The sequence below is a fragment of the Rhodococcus sp. PBTS 1 genome (assembly GCF_001620025.1).
Taxonomy (GTDB): domain Bacteria; phylum Actinomycetota; class Actinomycetes; order Mycobacteriales; family Mycobacteriaceae; genus Rhodococcoides; species Rhodococcoides kroppenstedtii.
The window spans coordinates 1,961,441-1,986,986 of the sequence record NZ_CP015219.1 but is presented as its reverse complement, the minus strand read 5'-3'; the positions used below and the strand labels follow the sequence as shown (position 1 = coordinate 1,986,986).

The 25,546-nt window shown below is 71.3% G+C and carries 21 protein-coding genes, 1 pseudogene and 1 riboswitch; of the genes and pseudogenes, 10 read left to right on the top strand and 12 right to left on the bottom strand.

Annotated features, from left to right (window positions below; translation table 11 throughout):
• The first annotated feature begins 15 nt into the window (after positions 1 to 15).
• The 10 genes from A3Q40_RS08980 (at position 16) to gcvP (ending at position 9,891) form a co-directional block, all read left to right on the top strand.
• On the top strand, positions 16 to 795 hold the full coding sequence (locus A3Q40_RS08980) for an acetoin reductase (protein ID WP_068101537.1): 780 nt from the start codon (positions 16 to 18) through the stop codon (positions 793 to 795).
• A gap of 64 nt (positions 796 to 859) precedes the next feature.
• A complete protein-coding gene (locus tag A3Q40_RS08975) occupies positions 860 to 2,158 on the top strand; it encodes a GAF domain-containing protein (RefSeq protein WP_068101533.1) in 1,299 nt (432 codons plus the stop codon).
• A 4-nt stretch (positions 2,159 to 2,162) separates the two neighbouring features.
• Positions 2,163 to 2,774 (top strand): NUDIX hydrolase, encoded by a 612-nt coding sequence (locus A3Q40_RS08970; protein WP_068101531.1) that lies wholly within the window; start codon positions 2,163 to 2,165, stop codon positions 2,772 to 2,774.
• Positions 2,775 to 2,808: 34 nt separating this feature from the next.
• On the top strand, positions 2,809 to 3,432 hold the full coding sequence (locus tag A3Q40_RS08965; RefSeq protein WP_068101528.1) for a CDP-alcohol phosphatidyltransferase family protein: 624 nt from the start codon (positions 2,809 to 2,811) through the stop codon (positions 3,430 to 3,432).
• Between the two features lie 77 nt (positions 3,433 to 3,509).
• Positions 3,510 to 3,914 (top strand): glycine cleavage system protein GcvH, encoded by a 405-nt coding sequence (gene gcvH / locus A3Q40_RS08960; protein WP_068101525.1) that lies wholly within the window; start codon positions 3,510 to 3,512, stop codon positions 3,912 to 3,914.
• Positions 3,915 to 4,111: 197 nt separating this feature from the next.
• Positions 4,112 to 4,606, top strand: coding sequence for a glycogen accumulation regulator GarA (gene garA, locus A3Q40_RS08955; RefSeq protein WP_068101522.1), 495 nt, complete (start codon positions 4,112 to 4,114; stop codon positions 4,604 to 4,606).
• Positions 4,603 to 5,346: a transcriptional regulator FtsR gene (gene ftsR / locus A3Q40_RS08950; protein WP_068101519.1), complete on the top strand. Its 744-nt coding sequence runs from the start codon at positions 4,603 to 4,605 to the stop codon at positions 5,344 to 5,346. The genes garA and ftsR overlap by 4 nt, the downstream gene beginning before the upstream one ends.
• 83 nt (positions 5,347 to 5,429) lie before the next feature.
• On the top strand, positions 5,430 to 5,903 hold the full coding sequence (locus A3Q40_RS08945) for a bifunctional nuclease family protein (protein WP_068101514.1): 474 nt from the start codon (positions 5,430 to 5,432) through the stop codon (positions 5,901 to 5,903).
• 261 nt (positions 5,904 to 6,164) lie between these two features.
• The gene (locus A3Q40_RS08940) at positions 6,165 to 6,728 is read left to right on the top strand and encodes a MerR family transcriptional regulator (RefSeq protein WP_371831149.1); all 564 of its coding nucleotides are present in this window, start codon (positions 6,165 to 6,167) and stop codon (positions 6,726 to 6,728) included.
• Between the two features lie 25 nt (positions 6,729 to 6,753).
• Positions 6,754 to 6,873, top strand: a riboswitch (glycine riboswitch).
• A 165-nt stretch (positions 6,874 to 7,038) separates the two neighbouring features.
• Positions 7,039 to 9,891 carry an aminomethyl-transferring glycine dehydrogenase gene (gene gcvP, locus A3Q40_RS08935; protein WP_068101511.1) on the top strand — a complete coding sequence of 951 codons (2,853 nt, stop codon included), beginning with the start codon at positions 7,039 to 7,041 and terminating at the stop codon, positions 9,889 to 9,891.
• Between the two features lie 5 nt (positions 9,892 to 9,896).
• Here the strand turns inward: gcvP and A3Q40_RS08930 are convergent, their stop codons facing one another.
• From A3Q40_RS08930 to A3Q40_RS08875, 12 genes and pseudogenes are all read right to left on the bottom strand, one after another.
• Positions 9,897 to 11,039, bottom strand: a complete 1,143-nt coding sequence (locus A3Q40_RS08930; protein WP_068101509.1) for a metallophosphoesterase — start codon at positions 11,037 to 11,039, stop codon at positions 9,897 to 9,899.
• A complete protein-coding gene (locus tag A3Q40_RS08925; protein ID WP_068101507.1) occupies positions 11,036 to 12,781 on the bottom strand; it encodes a VWA domain-containing protein in 1,746 nt (581 codons plus the stop codon). The genes A3Q40_RS08930 and A3Q40_RS08925 overlap by 4 nt, the downstream gene beginning before the upstream one ends.
• 6 nt (positions 12,782 to 12,787) lie before the next feature.
• Positions 12,788 to 14,965, bottom strand: coding sequence for a malate synthase G (locus A3Q40_RS08920; RefSeq protein ID WP_068101506.1), 2,178 nt, complete (start codon positions 14,963 to 14,965; stop codon positions 12,788 to 12,790).
• 59 nt (positions 14,966 to 15,024) lie between these two features.
• Positions 15,025 to 15,918 (bottom strand): 3-methyladenine DNA glycosylase, encoded by an 894-nt coding sequence (locus A3Q40_RS08915; protein ID WP_068101504.1) that lies wholly within the window; start codon positions 15,916 to 15,918, stop codon positions 15,025 to 15,027.
• Complete coding sequence (locus A3Q40_RS08910; RefSeq protein ID WP_068101502.1) at positions 15,915 to 17,006, bottom strand: hemolysin family protein; 1,092 nt, start codon at positions 17,004 to 17,006, stop codon at positions 15,915 to 15,917. Before A3Q40_RS08910 ends, A3Q40_RS08915 begins: the two co-directional genes overlap by 4 nt.
• Positions 16,999 to 18,387, bottom strand: a complete 1,389-nt coding sequence (locus tag A3Q40_RS08905; protein WP_068101499.1) for a hemolysin family protein — start codon at positions 18,385 to 18,387, stop codon at positions 16,999 to 17,001. The genes A3Q40_RS08910 and A3Q40_RS08905 overlap by 8 nt, the downstream gene beginning before the upstream one ends.
• An 88-nt stretch (positions 18,388 to 18,475) precedes the next feature.
• Positions 18,476 to 19,912: a GuaB1 family IMP dehydrogenase-related protein gene (locus A3Q40_RS08900; protein WP_068101497.1), complete on the bottom strand. Its 1,437-nt coding sequence runs from the start codon at positions 19,910 to 19,912 to the stop codon at positions 18,476 to 18,478.
• Between the two features lie 6 nt (positions 19,913 to 19,918).
• A complete protein-coding gene (locus A3Q40_RS08895; RefSeq protein ID WP_068101496.1) occupies positions 19,919 to 20,821 on the bottom strand; it encodes a DMT family transporter in 903 nt (300 codons plus the stop codon).
• Positions 20,822 to 20,825: 4 nt separating this feature from the next.
• A complete protein-coding gene (gene gndA, locus A3Q40_RS08890) occupies positions 20,826 to 22,289 on the bottom strand; it encodes an NADP-dependent phosphogluconate dehydrogenase (RefSeq protein ID WP_068101495.1) in 1,464 nt (487 codons plus the stop codon).
• 99 nt (positions 22,290 to 22,388) lie between these two features.
• A pseudogene (locus tag A3Q40_RS08885) lies at positions 22,389 to 23,816 on the bottom strand (DEAD/DEAH box helicase); the annotation flags it as partial.
• Between the two features lie 308 nt (positions 23,817 to 24,124).
• Positions 24,125 to 25,072, bottom strand: a complete 948-nt coding sequence (locus A3Q40_RS08880; protein WP_068101491.1) for a M56 family metallopeptidase — start codon at positions 25,070 to 25,072, stop codon at positions 24,125 to 24,127.
• Positions 25,073 to 25,100: 28 nt separating this feature from the next.
• The gene (locus A3Q40_RS08875; RefSeq protein WP_201132971.1) at positions 25,101 to 25,499 is read right to left on the bottom strand and encodes a BlaI/MecI/CopY family transcriptional regulator; all 399 of its coding nucleotides are present in this window, start codon (positions 25,497 to 25,499) and stop codon (positions 25,101 to 25,103) included.
• Positions 25,500 to 25,546 lie beyond the last annotated feature (47 nt).

The following is a 25,546-nucleotide window of genomic DNA, read 5'->3' as shown; positions in this document are numbered from 1 at the left end:
GACGAAGGAGAACACATGAGTATCGACGGACAGGTCGCCCTGGTCACCGGCGCCGGCCGCGGCATCGGACGGGCGATCGCCCTGCGGTTGGCTCGCGACGGCGCCGACGTGGCGTTGCTCGACGTCCACGCGGACACGCCGGCCGCGGTCGCCGACGAGGTGCGGGACCTCGGCCGCCGGGCCGTCACCGTCACGGCCGACGTCGGGGACCGCGGGCAGGTGGCCGACGCGGTCGATCGCACCGTCGCCGAACTCGGCGGCCTCGACATCATGGTGAACAACGCGGGCATCGCCCTGGTCGGCCCGCTGTCCGAGATGACCGAGGAGCAGGTCGCCCGCATCTGGCGGGTGAACGTGGACGGTGTGCTGTGGGGCATCCAGGCCGCGGCGGCGTCCTTTCTCGCCCGCGGGGTGCGGGGCCGCATCGTCAACGCGTCGTCCATCGCCGGCCACGACGGGTTCGAGATGCTCGGCGTCTACAGCGCCACCAAGTTCGCGGTACGCGGGCTCACGCAGGCCGCGGCGAAGGAGTACGCCTCGGCGGGCATCACCGTGAACGCCTACTGCCCGGGAGTCGTCGGCACCGACATGTGGGTGGAAATCGACCAGCGGTTCGCCGACCTGACCGGAGCACCGAAGGGTGCGACCTACGAGAAGTTCGTCGGCGGGATCGCCCTCGGCCGCGCTGAGACACCCGAGGACGTCGCCGGGTACGTCTCGTTCCTCGCGGGCCCCGATGCTGCCTACATGACGGGCCAGTCGGGTCTGATCGACGGCGGGCTGGTCTATCGGTGAGCGAGGGCGCGCCGACCCACCCCGGGGTGGCCGCGCGATGTGACGCGGAGCACAATCGATGACGATGACCCCCACCGCCGATCCCGAACCCGCCGTGTCCGCCGGGGAGGACCCGCGTCGCTACGCGCGACTGCTCACCGAGGTCTACGACGCCACGATGTCCGGTCGACGCGCCCCCGCGCGGCCCCGCGAGGTCATCGGTGACTCGTGGCGACGGGTCGCGGGGCTGGGCGTCGACCCCGATCACGGAGGTCCCGCGGACGCGCTCGGTGCCGGCGAGCTCGAGCGACTCCGCCGGGAATCGGGACTGGAGGAGATACTTCCCGATCTGACCGGCAGCCTGCGGTCGGTGCTGGCGGACTCGGAGAACCTGCTGGTGGTGGCCGACAGCGGGGGTCGGGTCCTCTGGCGCAGCGGTGCGCCCTCGGTGCTCGATCGGGCCGACCGGCTCGGTTTCGTCGAGGGCGCGGACTGGGCCGAGGACAGCGTGGGGACCAACGCGATCGGCACGGCGTTGGTGTCCCGCTCGGCCGTGCAGATCTTCTCGGCCGAGCACTACGTTCGCTCCCACCACGCGTGGACCTGCGCCAGCTCGCCCATCCAGGACCCACGCACGGGACGGGTGATCGGACTGGTCGACGTCAGCGGTCCGGCCTCGTCGGTACACCCGACCACGCTGGCGCTGATCGACGCGGTCTCGCGCCTGGCGGAGGCGCAACTCCGCGAGAAGCACCGGCTCTCCCTCGACACCCTGCGGTCGGTGGCCGCGCCCATGCTCGCCCGGTGCGACCGACCGGCGCTGGCCGTCGACGGACACGGATGGGTCGCCGCCGTTGCGTCGGTGCCGGTGCGCTCACGGGTGATGCTGCCGACCGACGTCGCCGCGGGGCAGCTCTGGGTGCCGTCCCTCGGCGTGTGCGACGTCGAGCCGCTGCCCGGCGGATGGATGGTGCGCCCGGCGGACCCCGCCGACACCGTGGTGGGAGGCGAGAGCGTGCCGACCACTCTGCGGATCGACGTCTCCGACACCGCGCGCACGCTGGTGGAGGTGCAGAGCCGATTCGGGCGGTGGAGCCACGAGGCGACGCCGCGGCACGCGGAGATCCTTTTCCTGCTCGCCGTCCACCGCGACGGCCGCACCGCCGCGGAGCTCGCGGCGGACCTGTTCGGCGATCACGGCCGGGCGATCACCGTGCGTGCCGAGATGTCCCGTCTTCGCAAGGCGTTCGCGGGGGTGGTGCTCGCGCAGCCCTACCGCATCGATCCCGCCGCCGTCGTCGAACTCGTGCTGCCGGACGACCGTGCCCGGTTGCTCCCGCAGTCGTCGGCGCCCGGCGTGCGCCCGTTCCGGGTAGCGCAGTGAGCGCGTGACCGACACTCGACTCGAACGCGAGGCGATCCGTGCCCGGCTGGCGGCGTTCGACGCCCGTCCGCTGAGTACCGGCGAGCGTCGCCGGGCGGCGGTCGCTCTCGCCGTGGCGGGGGAGCCGGGTGCCCGTGAGCTGGTACTCACCCGTCGACCGACTCGGATGCGCGCCCATCCCGGCCAGTTCGCGTTGCCCGGCGGCCGACTGGACGAGGGGGAGAGCGCCGAGGACGCCGTGCTGCGCGAACTGGACGAGGAGATCGGCGTGCGGGTCGGCCGCGACGCCGTCCTCGGTCGACTGGACGACTACGCCACGCGCTCGGGCTACGTCATCACCCCGTTCGTCGTGTGGATCGCCGACGTTCCCGGCCCGCTGCGACCGAGCCCCGACGAGGTCGAGGTGCTCTACCGCGTGAGCCTCGACGAGATCGACGTCGACGCGCAGTTCGTCACGATCCCCGAGTCGCCCCGACCCGTCGTGCAGTGGCCCTTCCGCACCACACGCATCCACGCCCCGACCGGAGCCGTGGTCCACCAGTTCCGCGAGGTGGTCCTGCACGGCCGGGCCACGCGCGTCGCCGAGTTCGAGCAACCCGTGTTCGCCTGGCGCTGACCAGGTCGAGACCGGGATGTGCCATGCTCGGGCGATGACGGCACCCGAGCCGGACCGGCCCGCCGGCACGATCGCGACCGTGTTCGCGGACCGCATCGTCACCGTTCCCAACGCGCTCAGCGTGATTCGGCTGATCGGCGTCCCCGTCTTCCTCTGGCTGCTCCTCGTCGACCGGGCCTACGGATGGGCTCTCGCCCTGCTGCTCGTCAGCGGAGCCACCGACTTCCTCGACGGCAAGCTCGCCCGAATCCTCGATCAGTCGTCGGCGCTCGGGGCGCTGCTCGATCCGTTCGTGGACCGCCTCTACGTCGTCGCCACCCTCGCCGGATTCGCGATCGCCGGCATCGTGCCGTGGTGGATCGCGGTGGTGCTCGTCGGACGCGACGCCGTCCTGGCCGCCGCGCTGCTGCTGTACCGGCGGCGCGGCCTCGGTCCGCCCGAGGTGATCTATCTGGGCAAGGCCGCCACGTTCGTCGTCATGGTCGCACTGCCCCTGCTGCTGGCGGCGAACCTGGACACCGCGGTGACCGACGCGGTGCGGCCCGTCGCGTCCGCGCTGCTGATCTGGGGCACGGGCCTCTACGTCTGGACCGGCGCGCTCTATCTGCGGTTGGCGTTCGGTCCCGTCCGGCGTCTGCCGCGACGGACCGGCCGGTGACGGTACGCTCGGCGCGGCAGCGGTGACCCGCCCGGGACGCACGTTCGCCACCCGGTGACCGAAAGGACCGAGATCACGTGAGCCAGACCGACATTCCCGCCGAGCTGCGGTACACGGCCGAGCACGAGTGGGTGCAGCGCACCGGGCCGACCACCGTCCGCATCGGCATCACCGACTACGCGCAGTCGCAGCTCGGCGACGTGGTGTTCGTGCAGCTCCCCGCCGAGGACGACGCCGTGACCTCCGGCGAGTCGTTCGGCGAGGTCGAGTCGACCAAGAGCGTCTCCGACATCTACGCCCCGCTGAGCGGCACCGTGGCCGCCGTCAACGGCGACCTCGACGGCGACCCCGAGCTGGTGAACTCCGACCCCTACGGCGCCGGGTGGCTCGTCGACCTGACCGCGGCGTCCGAGTCGGACCTCGACGACGCGCTCGAGGGGATGCTGGACGCGGAGGCGTACGCGTCCATCACAGCCGCATAACGGCCGACGTCGACGGGTGGGCAAGCATGCCCGTGCGGCCGGGTCCGCAAGGTACGGTCGGTAAGGTCCTCACGTCGGTCGCGGGCCCCACGGCCGAGTGTCCGACAGCAGTAGCCGGCAGTCCGCCGGAGAAGCACCATCGATACGTGCCGAGCCGATCGGTCGAGTCACGACCGATCGGACCGAGGAGGAGAAACGTGAGCGACAACGGCAACGACGGCGTGTACGGAGAAGCCCCGGCGGAGACCACCTCGGTCTTCCGTGCGGATTTCCTGAACGAGATGGATTCCGCTGCCGCGCAGGGGACGTCGTCCGAAGCCCCCGTGTCGGGCGTCGAGGGCCTGCCCGTCGGGTCGGCGCTGCTCGTGGTCAAGCGCGGCCCCAACGCCGGATCGCGCTTCCTGCTCGATCAGCCGACCACCTCCGCCGGGCGCCACCCGGACAGCGACATCTTCCTCGACGACGTGACCGTCAGCCGTCGTCACGCGGAGTTCCGGCAGGACGAGGACAACTTCCAGGTCGTCGACGTGGGCAGCCTCAACGGCACGTACGTCAACCGTGAGCCCGTCGACTCGGCCGTGCTGGCCAACGGCGACGAGGTGCAGATCGGCAAGTTCCGCCTGGTCTTCCTGACCGGCCCGAAGGGTCAGGCCAGCGGCGCGGCCGGCGAGGCGTCCGCGGGCAGTCGATGACCGCAGTCGGGCAGCAATCCAGCAGCGGCGGAATGTCGATCGGCACGGTGCTCGATCGACTCCGCCCGGATTTCCCCGACGTCACCATTTCGAAGATTCGGTTCCTCGAGGCCGAGGGGCTGATCTCTCCGGAACGGACGGCGTCGGGCTACCGCCGCTTCTCCGTTCAGGACTGCGAGCGACTGAAGTACGTGCTCACCGCGCAGCGTGACCACTACCTCCCGCTCAAGGTGATCAAGGAGCAGCTCGACGCCCTCGACGAGGGCGCCACCGTGGCGGCCGTCGACGGCCCGGCGCGGGGGCCGCGCCGGGGTCCGCGAGCGCTCGCGCTCGCCCCGGCCGTCTCGCCCACCGAGTTTCTCGGCGAGCGCCGCGTCCGGATGAGTCGGGCGGACCTGCTCGAGCGCGCGGGAGTGGACGAGCCGTTCCTGCTCGACCTGCAGAAGGCGGGCCTGCTGACCGCGGGACCCGCGGGCTACTTCGACGAGGACGCGGTGGTCCTGGTGCGCACCGCCGCGGCGATGGCGCAGTACGGCCTCGAGGTGCGGCACCTGCGAGCGTTCAAGCTCGCGGCGGACCGCGAGGCCACTCTGCTGGCACAGGTGGCGGGCCCGGTGGCGCTGGGTCGCGACGCGGGTGCACGGGACCGGGCGGAAGAGCTGGTTCGCGAGCTCGCCGCGCTGTCGTTGACCCTGCACACGTCGCTGGTGAAGGCGGCCGTGCGGGGTGTGCTGGACTGACGGGGGCCGGCGGACCCGCGACGGGAGTCGGGGTGCGTCACTACACTCGAACGGGTGCGTCGAGCAGGTGGGAGGCAAGCGCGATGAGTGAGATGCGCGTCATCGGAATCAGGGTCGAACAACCCCAGAACCAGCCGGTTCTTCTCCTACGCGAGGAGGACGGCGAGCGGTATCTGCCCATCTGGATCGGTCAGACCGAGGCCACGGCCATCGCGCTCGAGCAACAGGGGGTGCAACCTCCGCGGCCGCTCACGCATGATCTGATCGGGGACATCGTGACCGCGTTGGGGCGATCCCTGCGCGAAGTCCGCATCGTCGACCTGCAGGAGGGCACGTTCTACGCGGATCTGGTGTTCGACCAGAACGTCCGCGTGTCGGCCCGGCCGTCCGACTCCGTCGCCATCGCCCTGCGCGCAGGGGTGCCGATCCACGCGGAGGAATCCGTGCTCGCCGAGGCCGGTCTGGTCATGCCCGACGAGAAGGAGGACGAGGTGGAGAAGTTCAAGGAATTCCTCGACACCATCTCGCCCGACGACTTCAAGGCCACGGACGGATAACGATCGAGTCTCACCCTCGACTTGAGGTCGAGACTCACCGCGTGGCGCGTTGTGCGGCACCCCGTCGGTCTCTAGCGTTCGGGTCGATGAAGCACGTGCCGTCGGCGCGACTGGCGTAGTCTCGACCCGAGAGGTCGAGTTGTCGGATGTCACGGAGTTCATCGTCGGTTTCACCGCGAGAGACACATCCGAGAGGGAGAGAACAACGTGGCAGATCAGCCGCTGGAGCCGCAGCAGACTCCGCAGTCCGACGACGGTGCTGTGGGTGCAGTCGGTGCGGACGAGGTGCAGCCCGGCCTCTTCCCCGACGACTCCGTGCCGGACGAGCTGGTCGGCTACCGCGTCCCCAGTGCCTGCCAGATCGCGGGCATCACGTACCGCCAGCTCGACTACTGGGCCCGCACGGGCCTGGTGGTGCCCTCGATCCGCGGCGCGGCCGGCTCCGGCAGCCAGCGGCTCTACTCCTTCAAGGACATCCTGGTCCTGAAGATCGTCAAGCGTCTCCTCGACACCGGGATCTCGCTGCAGAACATCCGTGTCGCGGTCGACCACCTCCGCCGTCGCGGTGTGGCCGATCTGGCGCGCATCACGCTCTTCTCCGACGGCACCACCGTGTACGAGTGCACGTCCGCCGAGGAAGTGGTGGACCTGCTCCAGGGCGGACAGGGAGTCTTCGGCATCGCCGTCAGCGGCGCCATGCGGGAACTCACCGGCACCATCGCCGACTTCCCGGCCGAGCGGGCCGACGGCGGGGAAGCGCAGCCGACCCCCGAGGACGAGCTGGCGTCCCGGCGTAAGAACCGCGCCAACCGCAAGACCGGCTGAGCGCGGCCTATACTCGGCGGTGCGTCGACGCCGCACGGGAGAGCTTCGACCACGGTCCGACCGTAGCCGGTCGCGGCACGGGTCGAGCGCCGAAGGAGCAGCACCTCTCCGTCAATCTCTCAGGCCCCCGGACCGTGCGGGCTCCGACGCCTCTGGAAAGCGGTGGAACAGCCCACCCGCCCACGGGGAAAGGCGCACCCGCGCCGAATCTCTCAGGCGCCCGTGGTCACGGGCACACGACAGAGGGGGAGGGGCGTCCTTCCCTGCGCGGAGGACGTGCACCTCACCGCGAGCCCCTCGGGAGAATTCCGTGACCGCACGTACCTTCGTCGACCGCCACATCGGACCCGATGCCGAGCAGACCGCCCGTCTGCTCGACGTCATCGGCGTCGACAGCCTCGACGCACTGGCCGCCGCGGCGGTGCCCGCCGACATCCTCGACGACGCGCCGCACGGCATCGCCGACGGACTCGAGGCGCTGCCCGAGCCCGTGTCCGAGCAGGAGGCGCTGGCCGAACTCGCCGCCCTCGCCGCGTCGAACACCGTGGCGGTGTCCATGATCGGCACGGGCTACAGTGCGACGCTCACGCCCCCGGTCCTCGTGCGCAACATCCTCGAGAACCCCGCCTGGTACACCGCGTACACCCCGTACCAACCCGAGATCAGCCAGGGCCGCCTCGAAGCCCTGCTCAACTTTCAGACCATGGTCGCCGACCTCACCGGAATGGAGATCGCCAACTCGTCGATGCTCGACGAGGGGACGGCCGCCGCCGAGGCGATGACGCTGCTGCGGCGCGCCGGCAAGTCGAAGTCGGCCCGGCTGATCGTCGACATCGATCTCTTCCCGCAGACCCGCGCCGTGATCGACACGCGCGCCGAGCCGCTCGGCATCGAGATCGTCGAGGCCGACCTGGCCGACGGACTGCCCGACGGCGACTGCTTCGGCGTGATCACCCAGTCCCCCGGCGCGTCGGGTCGGCTGCTGGACGTCACCGATCTGTGCGCGGCCGCGCACGAGCGTGGGGCACTGGTCGCGGTCGGCGTCGACCTGCTCGCGGCCACGCTGATCACTCCGGCGGGGGAGCAGGGCGCCGACGCGTGCTTCGGTACCACGCAGCGCTTCGGCGTGCCGATGGGCTTCGGCGGACCGCACGCCGGGTATCTCGCCGTGCGCTCGTCGCATGCCCGGCAGCTGCCGGGACGCCTGGTGGGCGTCTCCAAGGACGCCGACGGCTCCGTCGCCTACCGCCTCGCGCTCCAGACCCGTGAACAGCACATCCGCCGCGAGAAGGCCACCAGCAACATCTGCACGGCGCAGGTGCTCCTGGCCGTCGTCGCTGCGATGTACGCGAGCTACCACGGTGCCGACGGTCTGACCGCCATCGCTCGCCGCGTCGCCGGGCACGCGGCCGGCCTCGCCGCCGGACTCCGCGCTGCGGACGTCCGGGTGGTCCACGCGTCGTTCTTCGACACCGTGCTCGCCCGCGTCCCCGGCCGGGCCGCCGAGGTGGTCGCCGCCGCGAAACGCGACGCGGGCATCAACCTGCGGCACGTCGACGACGACCACGTCGGCATCGCGACCGACGAGGCCACGACCGACGAGCACGTCGCCGCCGTCCTGCGCGCGTTCGGAGCGCGCGCCGAGGGTATCGAGGCACTCGAGGTGAGGCACCCGGCCATTCCCGACGCGCTCGCGCGCCGCACCGAGTTCCTCACGCACCCGGCGTTCGTCCGCTACCGCACGGAGACGGCGATGCTGCGCTACCTGCGCTCCCTCTCGGACAAGGACATCGCGCTCGACCGCAGCATGATTCCGCTGGGGTCCTGCACGATGAAGCTCAACGCCACCGCCGAGATGGAGCCGATCACCTGGCCCGGGTTCTCGCAGGTGCACCCGTTCGCGCCTGCCGAGGACGCCCCCGGCCTGCTGCGGGTGGTGCAGGACCTCGAGCAGTGGCTGGTGGCCGTGACGGGTTACGACGCCGTCTCCCTGCAGCCCAACGCCGGCAGCCAGGGGGAATACGCCGGTCTGCTCGCGATCCGGAACTACCACCTCGACCGCGGTGACGACCGGCGCACGATCTGCCTCATCCCGTCCAGCGCCCACGGCACCAACGCCGCGTCCGCCGTGATGGCAGGCATGAAGGTCGTCGTCGTCGCCTGCCGTCCCAACGGCGACGTCGACGTCAGCGATCTGCGCGCCAAGGTCGCCGAGCACGCCGACACGCTCGCGGCCATCATGATCACCTACCCGTCCACCCACGGGGTCTACGAACACGAGATCGCGGACATCTGCGCCGCCGTGCACGACGCCGGTGGTCAGGTCTACGTGGATGGCGCCAACCTCAACGCCCTGGTCGGCGTGGCGCGTCCGGGACGGTTCGGCGGCGACGTCAGCCACCTGAACCTGCACAAGACCTTCTGCATCCCCCACGGCGGCGGCGGCCCGGGTGTCGGGCCGATCGGCGTGCGTTCCCACCTCGCCCGGTTCCTGCCCGGCCACCCGCACGTCGACGGGTTGGGGGAGACCGGCGCCGTGTCGGCCGCGCCCTACGGCAGCGCGTCGATCCTGCCGATCACGTGGGCCTACATCCGCATGATGGGGGCCACCGGCCTGCGCCGCGCGACGCTGACGGCCATCGCGTCCGCCAACTACATCGCCCGTCGGCTCGACGAGTACTTCCCGGTGCTCTACACCGGCGACAAGTCGATGGTCGCCCACGAGTGCATCCTCGACCTGCGACCCATCACCGCTCGTACCGGCGTGACGGTGGACGACGTCGCGAAGCGGTTGGCGGATTACGGGTTCCACGCCCCCACGATGAGCTTCCCGGTGGCCGGCACGCTCATGGTCGAGCCGACCGAGAGCGAGAACCTCGAGGAGATCGACGCCTTCGTCGACGCCATGATCGCCATCCGCGGGGAGATCGACCGGGTCGCGGCCGGTGAGTGGCCCGTCGAGGACAATCCGTTGCGGGGCGCACCGCACACGGCCCACTGCCTGGTCACGGAGTGGACCCACCCGTACACCCGCGAGGAGGCGGTCTACCCCGCCGGACTCGGGCGGCCCAAGGTGTGGCCGGCCGTGCGCCGGATCGACGGGGCGCACGGCGACCGCAACCTGGTGTGCTCGTGCCCGCCGCTCGAGGCGTTCGCGGAGTAGTCGGGTCAGGCCGCCGTCCGGAGTTCGAGCATCGTGATCTCCGGCGGCGCGCCGATGCGGACCGGCGGACCCCAGGCCCCGGCGCCTCGGGTGGTGTAAATCGTGGTGTCGCCGATGGTGTCGAGCCCCTGCACGGTGGGCTGCTGCAGCGGCACCAGGTAGGGAATCGGCCAGATCTGTCCGCCGTGCGTGTGCCCGGAGACCTGGAGGTCGACCCCGAGGTCCGACGCCTCGACCGCCTGTTTCGGCTGATGGGCGACGAGCAACTGGAAGTCGTCCCGGTCGGTGCCCTCCAGCGCTGCGGGCAGGTCCGGTCGGTACGGCTCCGGGGCGGTGAGATCCTCGATGCCCACCAGGTCGATCGTGTCGACGCCGCGGGTGAGCCGAACCGACTCGTTGCGGAGCACGGTGGGCCCCAGGGAGTCGAACAGGTCGAGCCACTGTCCGCCGTCTCCGGCGTAGAACTCGTGGTTGCCGCTGGTGACGAAAACCCCCATCGGGGCGTCGAGACGACTCAGCGGACTCAGCGACGGCCCGACCAGTTCCGTGGTGCCGTCGATCAGGTCGCCCGCCACCAGAATCAGGTCCGGTGACTGCGCCATGATCTCGTCGACCACGCCGCCGACGAAGCGCTCACCGCGCGCAGGACCGACGTGCAGGTCGGACACCACGGCCACCCGCATGCCGTCGAACGACGCGGGCAGGCCGGGCAGGCTCACCTCGGTGCGGGTGACCTCGGGCGAGGCCGCGTCCACCACGCCGTAGCCGACGGCCGCAATCGTGCCCAGCACGAGCACGGTGTTGGCCCGACGCACCGTGGTGCGGCGGGCGTCCGACCCGTCCCGACGGGTAACGGCAGCGCCGAGTCGCATCACCCCCGCGAGGAGGGCGACGAGAAGGGACCCGAGCACGAGGTAGAGCAGCACGGCCAACCAACTCAGGCCCGGGTAGGCGATGTACCGGGCCCACGCGGGGTCGAGTACCTCACCGGAGCCGATGCCGACGACCGCCGCTGCCCAGAACAGGACGAGCACCGCATCGACCGCACGCCCCGTGCCGCGGCGAAGGCCGCCGGCGACGACGAGGCGTCGGTGGAGCCAGAACGTCACGAGCCCGAGGACGACGGCGAAGACCGCCATGCGGATCACCGGGCGGAGGTCAGTCGCTCGAGGGTTCCGGCCAGGCCGGGGTCGGACGATGCTGTGACGATCACTTCTCCACCTGTCTGCCCCGCGGCGCTCCGCAGGGTGTCGATATCGGAATTGTCCGCCAGCGACACGACGTCGAGACGGACCGGCCGCGCCGGATCGGCGGCGCCGGCCAGGGACTGCAGGAACGTCGACGACGAGATCGACGTGTCGTCGTTGGGTCCGTCGGTCACGAGCAGGACGGACTGGGGGCCGTCGGGAGTCCAGTTCTCGACGGCGGAGCGGTAGGCGGCGAGCACCGCCGCGTACGTCGAGGTGGCGGTCTGCGGGGTGATGCTCGCCAGGGCGTCCAGACCCGTCCGTGCGCTCTCCGCCGCCGGGCCGAGGGGAGCCAGGACGCGGTACGGGCGGGATCCGTCCAGCCCGCGGCTGTAGATCCACACGCCGAGGCGGCCGTCACCGGACAGCGCGCCCGTTGCCTGGCCGAGGGCCGCGCGGACGTTGTCGAGCCGGGTGCTCCCGCCGTCGATGGACTCCATCGACCCGGACACGTCGAGCAGCAGCGTGGTCGAGGCCGGCTGACTCGGCGCCGCGACAGTTCCGAGCACTGCGGCCCGCGCGTCGGGCGTCGGAACCGGCGCAACCGTGTCGACGGCGGGGAAGTCCAACCCGGCGATCGGCTCCGGGGCGGTGTCGGCGGATCCGTCCGTGGCCCCGGCGGATCCTCCGGGAACACGGAACCCGGCCGCAAGGAACGCCTCGCGCCCCGGCGTCGACCGGACGTACTCGAGGAACTCGGCGGCCGCGGCGCGAGCGGTCGGGTCGGCTGTGGCGAGGACCAGTCCGGGATGGTCCGCCATCGGTGTGGGCCCGGCCGGTCGGAACGCCGCCAGCTGCTGACCCTCGCGGATGCGGGTGGCGAGCTGCTGCTCGGTCACCGGGACGGCGCGCACCGGGGCCGCGGTCGGGTCCGGCGCCCGGACGATCGCGTCGAGGGCGGTGTCGACGTCGGCGATGTCGGCCGGGACGGCGCCGGCGGCCAGCGCGAGGCGGGACACCGCGGAGACCGCGGCGAGCGACGTGGCGCGGTCCACCGTGAGCGGTTGTGTCTCCGATGCAGGGTCGGTGGCCACCGCCACCACGGTGGCCGCGGTGGCGGGGCCGGCGGGCAGAGCGAGTCGCAGTGGGTCGGCCGCCGTCACCAGAGCGGGGAGATCGGTCCACCGCGACTCGGTGGCCGAGAGGCGGTCAGCGACGGTGGGCGCGGCGCCGAGAACCACGGGGGAGGTGACCACCGATCTCGGGGTGATGTCCGTTCCGCGGGCGGCGACCGCAGCCGCCGCCGACGCCGTGTCGGCGGGCACCCACAGCGCGGGCTCCGGTCCCGCGACGGACGGGTCGTACATCGGGGCGGCGAGAGCCTCGGCGGCGACCGCCGTGGGCGCGGCGGTCACCTCGGTGGTGATGCAGTGATCCCGCACGACCGGGCCGCCGGCCGTCCAGGACTCGCCGAGCGTGCGCAGCACGTCCGCGACGTCCGGATCGGCGGTGACGGCCAGGGTGGCCTCGCCCTCGACGCAGGCCCGGGCGGCCTGCTGGGCTTCCTCCGCGGACCGGTCGCGAACCGCGAACCAGCCGACCACGGCGGCCGCGAGCAGGACCAGGACCACGACGGTCGCGACGACGCCGCGGGAGACCCCGCGGCGTCGTCGATCCGCGTGACCGCGGCGGTGGTTACCCACGGATCGTCATCGGGCGCCCGCGGCCTTGTACTCGCGACGACGGGCGTGGAGGATCGGCTCGGTGTAGCCGTTGGGCTGTTGGGTGCCGAGCAGGATGAGGTCCTTCGCCGCGTTGAACGCGATGTTGGTCTCGGGGTTCTCGGCGAGCGGCCGATAGGTCGGATCGCCGGCGTTCTGCCGGTCGACCACCGGTGCCATGCGGTGCAGCGAGGCCAGCACGTCGTCCTCGGACACGACGCCGTGGCGCACCCAGTTGGCGAGGAGCTGGCTCGAGATGCGCAGCGTCGCACGGTCTTCCATGAGGGCGACGTCGTCGATGTCGGGAACCTTCGAGCAGCCGACGCCGTGGTCGATCCAGCGCACGACGTAGCCGAGGATGGACTGGCAGTTGTTGTCGAGCTCGCGCTGCTTCTCCTCTGCGCTCCACGAGGTGTCCGCGGCCAACGGGATCTCGAGGATCTGATCGACGGTCGCGCGCTTGGCCTTCGCGATCTCCTCCTGCCGGGCGAACACGTCCACCTTGTGGTAGTGCAGCGCGTGCAGGGTCGCCGCCGTCGGGGACGGCACCCAGGCGGTGTTGGCGCCGGCCTTCGGGTGGCCAATCTTTTGCTCGAGCATGTCGGCCATCAGGTCCGGCATGGCCCACATGCCCTTGCCGATCTGCGCCTTCCCCTCGAGGCCGGCGGCCAGGCCGGTGTCGACGTTCCAGTCCTCGTACGCGGCGATCCACGTCTGCTTCTTCATCTCGGCCTTGCGGACCACCGGTCCGGCCTCCATGGAGGTGTGGATCTCGTCGCCGGTGCGGTCGAGGAAGCCGGTGTTGATGAACACCACCCGCTCCTTCGCCGCGGCGATGGCGGCGGCGAGGTTGACGGTGGTGCGCCGCTCCTCGTCCATGATGCCGACCTTGAGGGTGTTGCGGGACAGACCCAGCAGGTCCTCGACGCGGGCGAACAACTCGTCGGTGAACGCGACCTCGGCGGGGCCGTGCATCTTCGGCTTGACGATATAGAGCGAGCCGGTGCGGCTGTTGGTCAGCTCCACGTCGCCGGTGAGGCTGTGCATACCGCACAGCGAGGTCATGATCGCGTCCAGGATGCCCTCGGGCACCTCGTTGCCGTCGGCATCGAGGATCGCGTCGGTGGTCATCAGATGCCCGACGTTGCGCACGAACAGCAGCGACCGGCCGTGCAGCACCAGCTCGGAGCCGTCGAGGGCGGTGTAGACGCGATCGGGGTTCATGGTGCGGGTGAAGGTCTTGCCGTTCTTGGTGACCTCCTCGGCGAGGTCGCCGCGCATCAGGCCCAGCCAGTTGCCGTACCCGAGGACCTTGTCCTCGGCGTCGACGGCGGCGACGGAGTCCTCGAGGTCCATGATGGTGGTGACGGCCGACTCGACCAGCACGTCCTTCACGCCGGCGGCGTCGGTGCTGCCGATGGGGCTGTCCGCGTCGATCTGCAGTTCGAGGTGCAGGCCGTGGTGGCGGAACAGGATGCCCGTGGGCGCCGACGGCTCGCCGGTGTAGCCGACGAGCAGGGCGGGGTCGGCCAGGCCGGTGGTCTCACCCGAGGCGAGGGTGACCACGAGGGCGGAGCCGTCGATCACGTAGGACGTGGCGTCGACGTGCGAGCCCGACTCCAGCGGCACGGCCTCGTCGAGGAACGCCCGCGCGTAGGCGATGACCTTGTCGCCGCGGACCCGGTTGTAGGAGGTGCCCTTCTCGGCGCCCCCGTCCTCGGTGATGGCGTCCGTGCCGTACAGGGCGTCGTAGAGCGAGCCCCAGCGAGCGTTGGAGGCGTTGATCGCGAAGCGGGCGTTGAGCACCGGCACCACCAACTGCGGACCCGCGGTGGAGGTGATCTCCCGGTCCACCCCGGAGGTGGTGATCGAGAACGGGGCAGGCTGCTCCTCGAGGTACCCGATCTCCTGCAGGAACGCCTTGTACGCGGCCTTGTCGTACCCGGCGCCCGGGTGCTCGGAATGCCAGGCGTCGAGCTTGCCCTGGATCTCGTCACGGGCGTCGAGCAGAGCGCGGTTCTTCGGGGCCAGGTCCGTCAGCAGCGACTCCACCCCGGACCAGAACGCCTCCGCCTCGACACCGGTACCCGGCAGGGCCTTCGACTGCACGAACTCGTGCAGAACAGCGGCAACCTGCAGACTTCCGACCTGGACGCGTTCCGTCATCTGTAGCCCCTCACTCGACTCTCGTCGGCCGCGGCACCGTTGCCGCGCCACGGCTGATGTTACCCACTGGTATTCACGCCGGAGTGCACCAGGAGTGTCCGACACCCGTCGATCACCCGCGCTCGCAGTCCGGTCGCCCGCTCCGCGACGTCCTGCTGCGCCCGCACGTACTCCGCCCGCCCGGCCGGCGTCTCGACCGCGATCGGGGCGTAGCCGTACTCCCGCAGGTCGTACGGACTGGCGCGCATGTCGATCTCGCGGGCGGTCCGTGCCAGGTCGAAGCAGTCCAGCAGGAGGTCGGACGGGAGCAGCGGTCCCAGCTTGGCCACCCACTTGTAAAGATCCATGGCCGCGTGCAGGCAGCCGGGTTGCTCGGTCCGCAGACGGTGGTCGGGGGAGAGCTCCGTGTCGTTGCGGGGGACGGCGTCGGGGGTGAAGAAGCGGAACGCGTCGTAGTGCGTGCACCGCAGCGGCATGTCCTCCACCACCCGGTCGGTTCCCGCGTGCCCGAGCCGCAGGGGGACGTCGTGGCGCAGGGCGTCGTCGCCGCCCCGGTAGACCATCGCCCACTCGTGCAGGCCGAAGCAGCCCAGCCGGGCCGGTCGCGCCGCGGTACGGGTGAGCAGGGTGTGCACGAACTCGACCGCCGCGAGTCGCTTGACGAGGAACTCGTCGGACACCGCCACCGCGGGAACGCCGCCGACCACGACGGACGTGTAGCCGGTGCGGTCGCGGTAGGCTGCCGCGCCGTCGCCGACGAGCGCGGTGCCGTGGCCGGGATGCCACCGGCGCAGATGCCCCGGCTTGAGGCTGTAGTAGGTGAAGAGGAAGTCGGTGACCGGATGGGTCGCCCCGCTCGCCCGGCGTGCGAGGTAGTCGCCGATCGCGTCGTCCACGCGCTGCTCGTGTGCCGCCCGTCGCGTGTCCAGGTCGGCGGGATCCAGCACGATCACGTCTGTTCGTCCGGCCCCGGAACGACGTCCTCCACGCGGTGGGTGCCGTCGCGCACCGTGCCCACGAATTCCTCGACCAGGTCCTCGAGCGCGACGATGCCGATGGTGCCCTGCCCGGGTTCCGCGACCGCCGCGAGGTGGCTGCGGCGACTGCGCAGGCGCGCCAGCGCCTCGTCCAGCGGCGTCCTGCCGTCGACCACCGGCAGCATGCGCACGTCCGAGCGCGGGATCACCGTGTCGGCGTCCGCGTCCGGGTCGGCCATGAGGTCGAGCACGTCCTTGAGGTGGAGATAGCCGATGAGCCCGTCGGCGTCGTCACGCACCGGGTAACGGGAGAAGCCCGTCTCGCGCACCGCCTCCTCGATGGCTCCCAGGGTGGGGCCGTCCGGACCGGTGCGGACCGTGCGGGCACGGTCCAGTGGGATGAGGACCTCGCGCACCGTCCGTCCCGACGTCTCGAGCGCGCGGGCGAGCCGGCGGTGCTCCTCCTCGTCGATCAGGCCCTCCGACCGGGATTCGCCGATCATGTCCGAGAGCTGATCGGCGGACACGGACGATTCCAGTTCGTCGCGGGGTTCGACTCGCAGGGCTCGCAGTGTCGCGTTGGCGCACAGGTTGTAGAAGGCGATCAACGGCTTGGCGACGGCGAGCCAGCGCAGGTGCATCGGCACCAGCAACATCGCAGTCGATTCCGGGCCGGCGATGGCGATGTTCTTCGGCACCATCTCGCCGACGAGGATGTGCAGGATCACCACGATCATCAGCGCCAGCGTGAACCCGACCGGGTGCAGCAACTGCTCCGGCAGTCCGGCCCACTCGAACGGTCGCTCGATCAGATGGGCCACGGCGGGCTCGGCCACCCGGCCGAGCAGGATCGAGCAGATGGTGATGCCGAGCTGCGCCGCGGCCAGCATCAGCGACAGGTTCTGACCGGCCTCGATCACCACCGCGGCCCGCTTCTTCCCCTGGGCCACCAGGCTGTCCAACCGGTCTCGGCGAGCGGAGATCAACGAGAACTCGGCGCCGACGAAGAATGCGTTGAGCAGCAGCAGGATCACGGCGAGGCCCACCGCGGCGACGTCACCCACGGTCGTCCTCCACCCCGGTGCTGCGCAGTCGACCCATCTCCTCGGGACCGGCGGGCCGCACGAGAATCCGGTCGATCCGTCGCCCGTCCATCGACTCCACCCGTGCGATCCATCCGCCGTGCGCGTCGTCCTCGGACTCGCCGACGGCCGTGGGCAGTACCACGCGATCGCCGGCCTCCGGAATGCGAGCGAACCGGGTCAGCACCAGCCCACCGAGCGTCTCGTAGTCACCGCTCGGCGCGGCGTACCCGGTGTGTTCGATCACCTCGTCGATGCGCAGCAGGCCCGAGCACAACCAGCCGTCGCCGACTCTCTGTACGTCGACGTCCGGGGTGTCGTGCTCGTCGCGCACGTCGCCGACGATCTCCTCGATGAGGTCCTCCATGGTGACGATTCCGGCGGTGCCGCCGTACTCGTCGACGACGAGCGCGACCTGCATCCCGTCGGCGCGCACGCGGTCCATCACCGTGTCGCCGTCGAGACTCGCGGGCACCGTCGGGACCCGGGCGGCCAGGGTCCGAACGGGTGTGGTCGCGCGCTCGACGGCGGGCACGGTGAACGCGTGCTTGATGTGCACCACGCCGAGGGTGTCGTCGAGGTCGCCGGCGACGACCACCGGGAATCGAGAGAAGCCCGTGCGGGCCGCGGTGTCGATCAGATCGGCCACCGTGTCCTGCGCGGACAGGGTCTCGATCTTCACGCGGGGTGTCATCAACTCGTCGGCGCTGCGGTCGCCGAACTGCAGTGACCGATCCACCAGCCGGGCGGTGCGCGCGTCGAGCGACCCGTGCTCGGCCGACGTCCGGACGAGGGAGCCGAGTTCCTGGGGAGAGCGAGCCGAGCGAAGTTCCTCGGCCGGTTCGATCCCGAGCCGACGCACCATCCAGTTGGCGGACCCGTTGAGGCCGTCGATGGCCCACCGGAACACGAAGGAGAACGCCGCCTGCGGGCCCGCCGCGACGCGGGCCACACCGATCGGGTTCGCGATGGCGAGGTTCTTCGGCACCAACTCGCCGAACACCATCGACAGTGACGTCGCGATGATCAGCGCGAGGACCAGCGACGCCGCGGTCGCGACCCCGTCCGAGGCGCCGAGCGCGAGCGCCACCGGCGAAATGAACCGCGCGAGAACCGGCTCCGCGATGTAACCGGTGATCAGCGTGGTGATGGTGATCCCGAGCTGTGCTCCCGAGAGCTGGAAGGACAGCGTCTTGTGGGCGCGCAGCACCTGGCGGGACCGCGCGTCGCCGTCGCGGGCGGCCGCCTCGACGGTGCTGCGTTCGAGCGCGGTCAGCGAGAACTCCGCCGCCACGAAGAGGGCGGTACCGGCCGTGAGTGCGACGAAACCGACGAGGCTGAGCACGGGGACGAGCACGGTCACGACGGCACCGGTGTCCTTACTGGTCGAACGGGTCGTGCGAGGTGCGATACCCGGCCGCGGCGTCGGTCAACCGCGGAGTCCGCCGCGATCACCACCCGGTGGGCAGCGGGCGGCCCTCGGCGAACCCGGCGACCGACTGGATGCCGAGCACCGCCTTCGCGTGCAGGTCCTCGAGGGTGCGGGCGCCGGCGTAGGTGCAGGTGCTGCGGACGCCGGCGCAGATGTGGTCGAGAAGATCCTCGACGCCGGGGCGTTCCGGGTCGAGGCGCATCCGCGAACTCGAGATGCCCTCTTCGAACAGCCCCTTACGGGCCTGGTCGAACGCGCTGTCGGCAGCGGTGCGGGCGGCGACGGCGCGCTTGGACGCCATGCCGAAGCTCTCCTTGTAGGCGACACCCGCCGCGTCGACGCGCAGGTCGCCGGGGGACTCGTGCGTTCCGGCGAACCACGATCCGATCATGACGTTCGAGGCGCCGGCCGCCAGAGCGAGGGCGACGTCGCGCGGGTGGCGGACCCCGCCGTCGGCCCACACGTGCTTGCCGGACTCGCGGGCCGCGGCCGCGCACTCCTCGACGGCGGAGAACTGCGGCCGGCCCACGCCGGTCATCATGCGAGTGGTGCACATCGCGCCGGGGCCGACCCCGACCTTGACGATGTCGGCGCCGGCGGCGATCAGGTCGCGCGTGCCCGCCGCGGAGACCACGTTGCCGGCCGCGAGCGGAACGCCGAGGCCGAGGCCGGCCACGGTGGCGAGCGCGTCGAGCATCTTCTGCTGGTGGCCGTGCGCCGTGTCGAGCACGAGCAGGTCGGCTCCGGCGTCGACGAGGTCCTTCGCCTTGGCGGCGACGTCGCCGTTCACCCCGACCGCGGCGGCGATCCGGAGGCGTCCGTGGTCGTCGACCGCGGGACGGTAGATGGCGCTGCGCAGCGCGCCGGTACGCGTGAGGACGCCGGACAGCAGGCCGTCCGGCGTCTCGAGGACGGCGAGATTCTCGTGCCGCGACTCGAGCAGATCGAAGACCGACCGCGGGTCGGTGTCCACGGGCGCGGTGACGAACGAGGCGTCCATGACCGTGCCGAGGCGGGCGAAGCGGTCGACATCGGTGCACGCCGCCTCGGAGACGACGCCCACGGCTCGGCCCCGATCGACCACGACGACGACTCCGTGGGCGCGCTTGGGCATCAGCGCCAGGGCATCGGAGACCGACGCGTCCGGAGCGAGGGTGACGGGGGTGTCCGCGACGAGGTGGCGGCTCTTGACGAAGGCGACCGTTTCCGCGACGGCCGCCGTAGGCACGTCCTGAGGCACGACGACGATGCCGCCGCGGCGGGCGACCGTCTCCGCCATGCGCTTGCCGGCGACCGCGGTCATGTTGGCGACGACGACGGGCACGGTGGTCCCCGACCCGTCCACGGTGGCGAGGTCGACGTCGAACCGCGACGTGACGTCGGTCCGGTTGGGAACGAGGAAGACGTCGTCGTAGGTGAGGTCGTACGGCGGGCGGCGATCGTGGAGGAACTGCACGGAGCGTCATCCTACTGCGGGTGGGACACCGTCCGGGGACCGAGCGGTCTGCGGTTCCCCCGCGGTGGCCTGGACGCGGCTGAGCGCGATCGTCGTGACGATCATGACGGCCAGGGCCGCGATCACCACCGGACCGCGGACGCCGCCGACGTCGATCCGTTCCTGCAGCACGACGACGCCCAGGGCGACCGCGGCGAGCGGTTCGCCGATGGTCACGGCGGGCAGGGACGCGGCGAGCGGGCCGGCCTGGAACGCGCGCTGCTGGAGGTAGAACCCGGCGACACCGGCGGCGACCAGCGCGTAGGTCTGCCAGGAGGTCGCCGCGACGAGGAGTCCCCGTTCGACGAGATCGGTGACGTACTTGGTGAACGCAACGGCGACGCCGAACAGCAACCCGCCGGCGATGCCGAAGGACAATGCGGCCCGCGACGCCCGACGGCGAGCGGAGACACCGACGGCGGCCGCGACGAGGGCGATCCCGACCACCACCGCCAACGGAGCCGCCCACGCCGACCACGGCGCGTCGGCGTCGCCCTCGGTCGGCTCGCCGACCGCGACGAAGATCACCAGGGCGGCCGTCAAACCGACCGCGGCGACCCACGTCGACGGACGCATGCGCAGCCCGGAGAACCGCGCCGACAGCGGAAGCGCGAACAGCAGCATGCTGACCAGCACCGGCTGGACCACCGCCACCGATCCGACCGCCAGCGCGGCGACCTGGACGAGATAGCCACCCAGGTCGCCCCCGACCCCGGCCCACCACCGCCCGCTGCGCAGGACGCCGCGGACGAGCGCGCCGTCCGGCACGGCCGCGGCGGCGGACTGCTGGGCCACGGCCGCACAGGCGAAGAGGGCGGCGGCGACCAGCGCGAGGACGATCGCGAGGGAGGACGACGCCGACGAGGTCATGGACTCACGCCTGGACTTCGGACCGATCCTCGCTCCACAGGGTGTGGAACTTGCCCTCGGCGTCGACCCGTTCGTAGGTGTGCGCACCGAAGAAGTCGCGCAGCCCCTGCGTCAGGGCGGCGGGGAGACGCTCGGCGCGCAGGCCGTCGTAGTACGACAGGGCGGAGGCGAAGCCCGGCACCGGAATACCGAGCATCGTCGCGGTGGACACCACCCGCCGCCAGCTGTCCACAGCGTTCTCGACGGCCTCGCGGAAGTAGGGCGCCAGGACGAGGCTCGGCAGTTCGGGGTTCTCGTCGTACGCGTCCTTGATACGGTTCAGGAACCGGGCGCGGATGATGCAGCCGCCGCGCCAGATGGTGGCCAGGTCGCCGGGGTGCAGGTTCCAGTCGTATTCGGCGCTGCCGGCCGCGATCTGGTCGAAGCCCTGGGCGTAGGCGATGACCTTCGAGGCGTAGAGCGCGGAGCGGATGTCCTCGACGAACGCGTCGACGTCCTGCGGCCCGTCGGCCAGCGTGCCCGAGGCGAGCTCCCGCGCGGCGGCGCGCTGATCGCGGGCACCGGACAGCGCCCGAGCGAACACCGCCTCGGCGATGCCGGTGACGGGCACACCGAGATCGAGGGCGGACTTCACGGTCCAGCGACCGGTGCCCTTCTGTTCCGCCGCGTCGACGATGACGTCCACCAGCGGCGCGCCGGTCTTGGCGTCCCTGTGCGAGAGCACTTCCGCGGTGATCTCGACGAGGTAGCTCTCGAGGTCGCCGTCGTTCCAGGTGCGGAAGACGTCCGCGATCGCGTCGGGGTCCTTGCCGAGCGCGTCGCGCAGCAGGTGGTAGGCCTCGCCGATGAGCTGCATGTCGGCGTACTCGATGCCGTTGTGCACCATCTTCACGAAGTGTCCGGAGCCGTCCGGACCGATGTGGGTGCAGCACGGCGTGCCGTCGACCTGCGCGGCGATCGATTCCAGCAGAGGTCCGACGGACTCGTAGGACTTCGCCGGTCCTCCGGGCATGATCGACGGGCCGTTGAGAGCGCCCTCCTCGCCGCCGGAGATACCGGCGCCGACGAAGAGCAGACCGCGTTCCTTCAGATCCGCTTCCCGCCGGATCGTGTCGGTGTACAGCGCGTTGCCGCCGTCGATGATGATGTCGCCCTCGTCCATCACGGCCGCGAGCTCCTCGATCACCGCATCGGTGGGATCGCCGGCCTTGACCATGATCACCACGCGGCGCGGCTTCTCGAGACTCGCGACGAAGTCCTCGATGGATTCCGACGGGACGAAGGTGCCCTCGGACCCGTGGTTCTCGATCAGCGCGGTCGTCTTGGCGCTGCTGCGGTTGTGCACGGCGACGACATGACCGCGCCGGGCGAAGTTGCGCGCCAGGTTGGAACCCATGACGGCGAGGCCGGTGACGCCGATCGGGGCGAGGGGAGTGGATCCGTCGGAGGTGTCGCGAGGGGAGGTCATGCGCCCAGCTTTCCCTGCCCGGCCCCGGCTGAAAAGTCCGGGGCCGGGCAGGAGCCGGCGAGCGGGTCGGTTCTAGTCGGCCGCGTGCGATGCGCGGCTGCGGAAGCCGCCGCCGGAGGTGCTGCCGGTGTCCCGGCGGGGCGCGGCCTCGCGGCGGGGTGCACCCTCGCGACGGGGTGCGCCCTCGCGACGGAATCCACCGTCACGGCGGGGTCCACCCTCGCGACGGGGTCCACCCTGGCCGCGGTAGCCACCCTCTCGACGCGGCGCGCCGGCGGGACGCTCACGACGCGGCGCCTCCCGCACGGGCTCGCCCGACGGCTTCTGCGCGCCGGTGATGGCGCCGAGCTCGGCCGACCCGGGGGAGACGTTCACCTCGGTGACCTTCACGCCGGCCTGGCCGGTGAGGCGCCCGATGATGCGGCGCTGGTTCGGCAGGGCGATCGCGACGACGGTCCCGGCGGCTCCGGCGCGCGCGGTGCGGCCGGCGCGGTGCATGTAGTCCTTGTGGTCGGCCGGCGGGTCGACGTGGACGACCAGGTCGATGCCGTCGACGTGGATGCCGCGGGCGGCGACGTCGGTGGCGACGAGCACCGGGGTGCGACCGTTCTTGAACCGGTCCAGGACCCGGGTGCGCTGGTTCTGCGCCTTGCCGCCATGCAGCGACTCGGCGTGGATGCCGACGGCGCGCAGGCGGTCGGTGATGCCTTCGCAGCCGAGCTTGGTCCGCGCGAACATGATGGTGCGGCCACCCTGACGTGCGGCGATCTCGGACAGCACGATGTCCTTCTGGCCGCGTCCGACGTTGAGGATGTAGTGCTCCATCGACTCGACGGCGGCCTTGCTGTCGCCGGTCGAGTGCTGCACGTGGTCGGGCAGGAACCGGCGGACCAGGGACTGGACCTCACGGTCGAGCGTCGCCGAGAACAGCATGCGCTGGCCGCCGGGTGCGGTCAGTCCGAGGATCTCGCGGACCTCTGGCAGGAAGCCCATGTCGGCCATCTGGTCGGCTTCGTCGAGGGCCGTGATGCACACGTCGTCGAGCAGGCAGGTGCCCTGACGCAGATGGTCGCCCAGTCGACCGGGCGTGGCGACGAGGACGTCGACCCCGCGCCGAAGCTGGTCGGCCTGCCGACCGAACGGGGTGCCGCCGACGGCGGGCCGGACCGACAGGCGGAGGGGAGCGGCGTAGGACTGCAGCGAGTCGACCACCTGGAACGCGAGTTCACGGGTGGGCACCAGGACGAGCGCTCGCGGGCGCTTCGCGGCGGGCGTGTCACCCAGCTCGGCGAGGCGGGCGAGCATCGGCAGGCCGAAGGCCAGGGTCTTGCCGGATCCGGTCTGCGCGCGGCCGAGCACGTTGCGGCCGGCGAGTGCGTCGCCGATCGCCATGGACTGGATGGGGGAGGGAACGGTGATGCCCTTCGCGGCGAGGGCCGTCACCACGGGGGCGGGAAGGCCGAGCTCGGCGAAGGTGGCGACGGCCGCCTCGGCGGCGGCAGGGGACAGCGGTGTTGCGTCGATCAACGCGGGGGACCTCTCGGGTTACGGGCGCGCCGAAGTCGACGGCACCCTCGGGCGCCGATCGACGAGACGAGCCAGGGCACACATCACCTGGCTCGCAGGGCGGGGAATCCCGCCGGACAACGAAAGAAGGTGTCTCGAACGACCACGGAGCCGAATGCGCGGGGCATCACGGTCGGCGGTGAAGGAAATAACGTGCCGTATCGAATATCTGATGGTTCGACGTGCGAACCATCGATCAGCCTACGCGACGAGGACGTCCGGCCACGACTCGTGTGAGCAGCGCAACCGTCACCGGTGGCCGACCGGCTCTAGTGGCCCATCAGCCGGCGCAACTCCGTCAGCCACGGCACGGCGACGTAGATGGTGGGCACCACGAGGATCGCGGCGGACGCGAGATAGGCGAGCGCGGCGACGCGGTGATCCGGTCCCGGTCGGGCGAGACGCTCGACCCGGACGAGGGTGCTGGGCCCGCCGGCGGCGAGTGCCCCCTTGGGCGCCGCCGAGCCGGCACAGGCGACGAGGGCGCGCGCCAGGGGCTTCGGGCCGGTGACGCGGACGGCGCTGTCGTCGGCGAGCAGTTCGACCAGCAACTGCACCGAGCCGAGTGCGGACCGACTGCGGACCACGCGGGGAAACGCCTGGTTGACGGCCATGAACGCTTCCAGCACCAGATCGTGCCGCGCCCGCAGGTGCGAACGTTCGTGGGTCAGGATCGCGGCGAGTTCGGCGTCGTCGAGATGGGCCAGGGTGCCCTCGCTGAGGACCACGCGCTGCCGAAGACCGGGGAGGCAGTAGGCGATGGGGTCGAGCGAGTCGAGTACCCGCACGTCCGCGCCGTGCCGCGACGGAGTGTCCGAGCCCCGATCGAGGATGTCCACCAGGGTCCGATGTCGGGCGCGGCGACGGCGCGTCTTCACCGCCACGAGCGACGTCGCCCAGACCAGTCGCGCACCGATGACGAGAGTGACGACGAAGACCGTGACGTAGACGATCCAGAGCGGGAGACCCAGGGCGGCGATCTCCGCGGTGGGCGCCGTGGTGGGCCGACCGTCCGGGCCGGGAACCAGCAATTGGCTGGCGATGGCGAGACCCGAGGAGAACGCCGAGAGCACCGCGGCCAGCGCGATCGCCTGCCACAGGACGAGCGCGGCTCGCGGCGTCCGATGCGGCCACGTCGCGCGCGCCAGCATCGCCGGTACCGGGCCCGCGAGCAGCAACGCCAGTGCGGCGAATACCAGCGCGGTCGGTGCGTTCATGTCCTCGGGTTCGTCGTCGGGCGTGCGCTCAGTCGGAGCGGGTGTCGGGGTCCTGCTCGTCCAATGCTGCCAGAGCCTGCCGCAGTGCCGCGGCCTCGTCGGCGCTCACTCGGCCGACGAAGTGGACGAGGGCCGCCGCGCGTCCGCCGGATCGGTCGGCCTGATCGAGCGCATCCACCATGAGGCTCGCCACCAGTTCCTCTCGACCGTGGACCGGGGCGTACCGGTGGGCGCGATCGTCCCGACGTTGAGTGACCAGCTTCTTCTTGGCCAGCCGCTGCAGCACCGTCATGACGGTGGTGTAGGCCAGCTCGCGCTGGGACGCCAGGGCCTCGTGGACCTGTCGCACGGTCTGCGGCGAGTCGCTGGCCCAGAGATGTTCCATCACCGCACGTTCGAGATCGCCCAGGCCTGCCATTCGGATCATGGTAGTGCTTCTCCGACACGAGTGCGTATTACGGGGTGTAGTAGGGC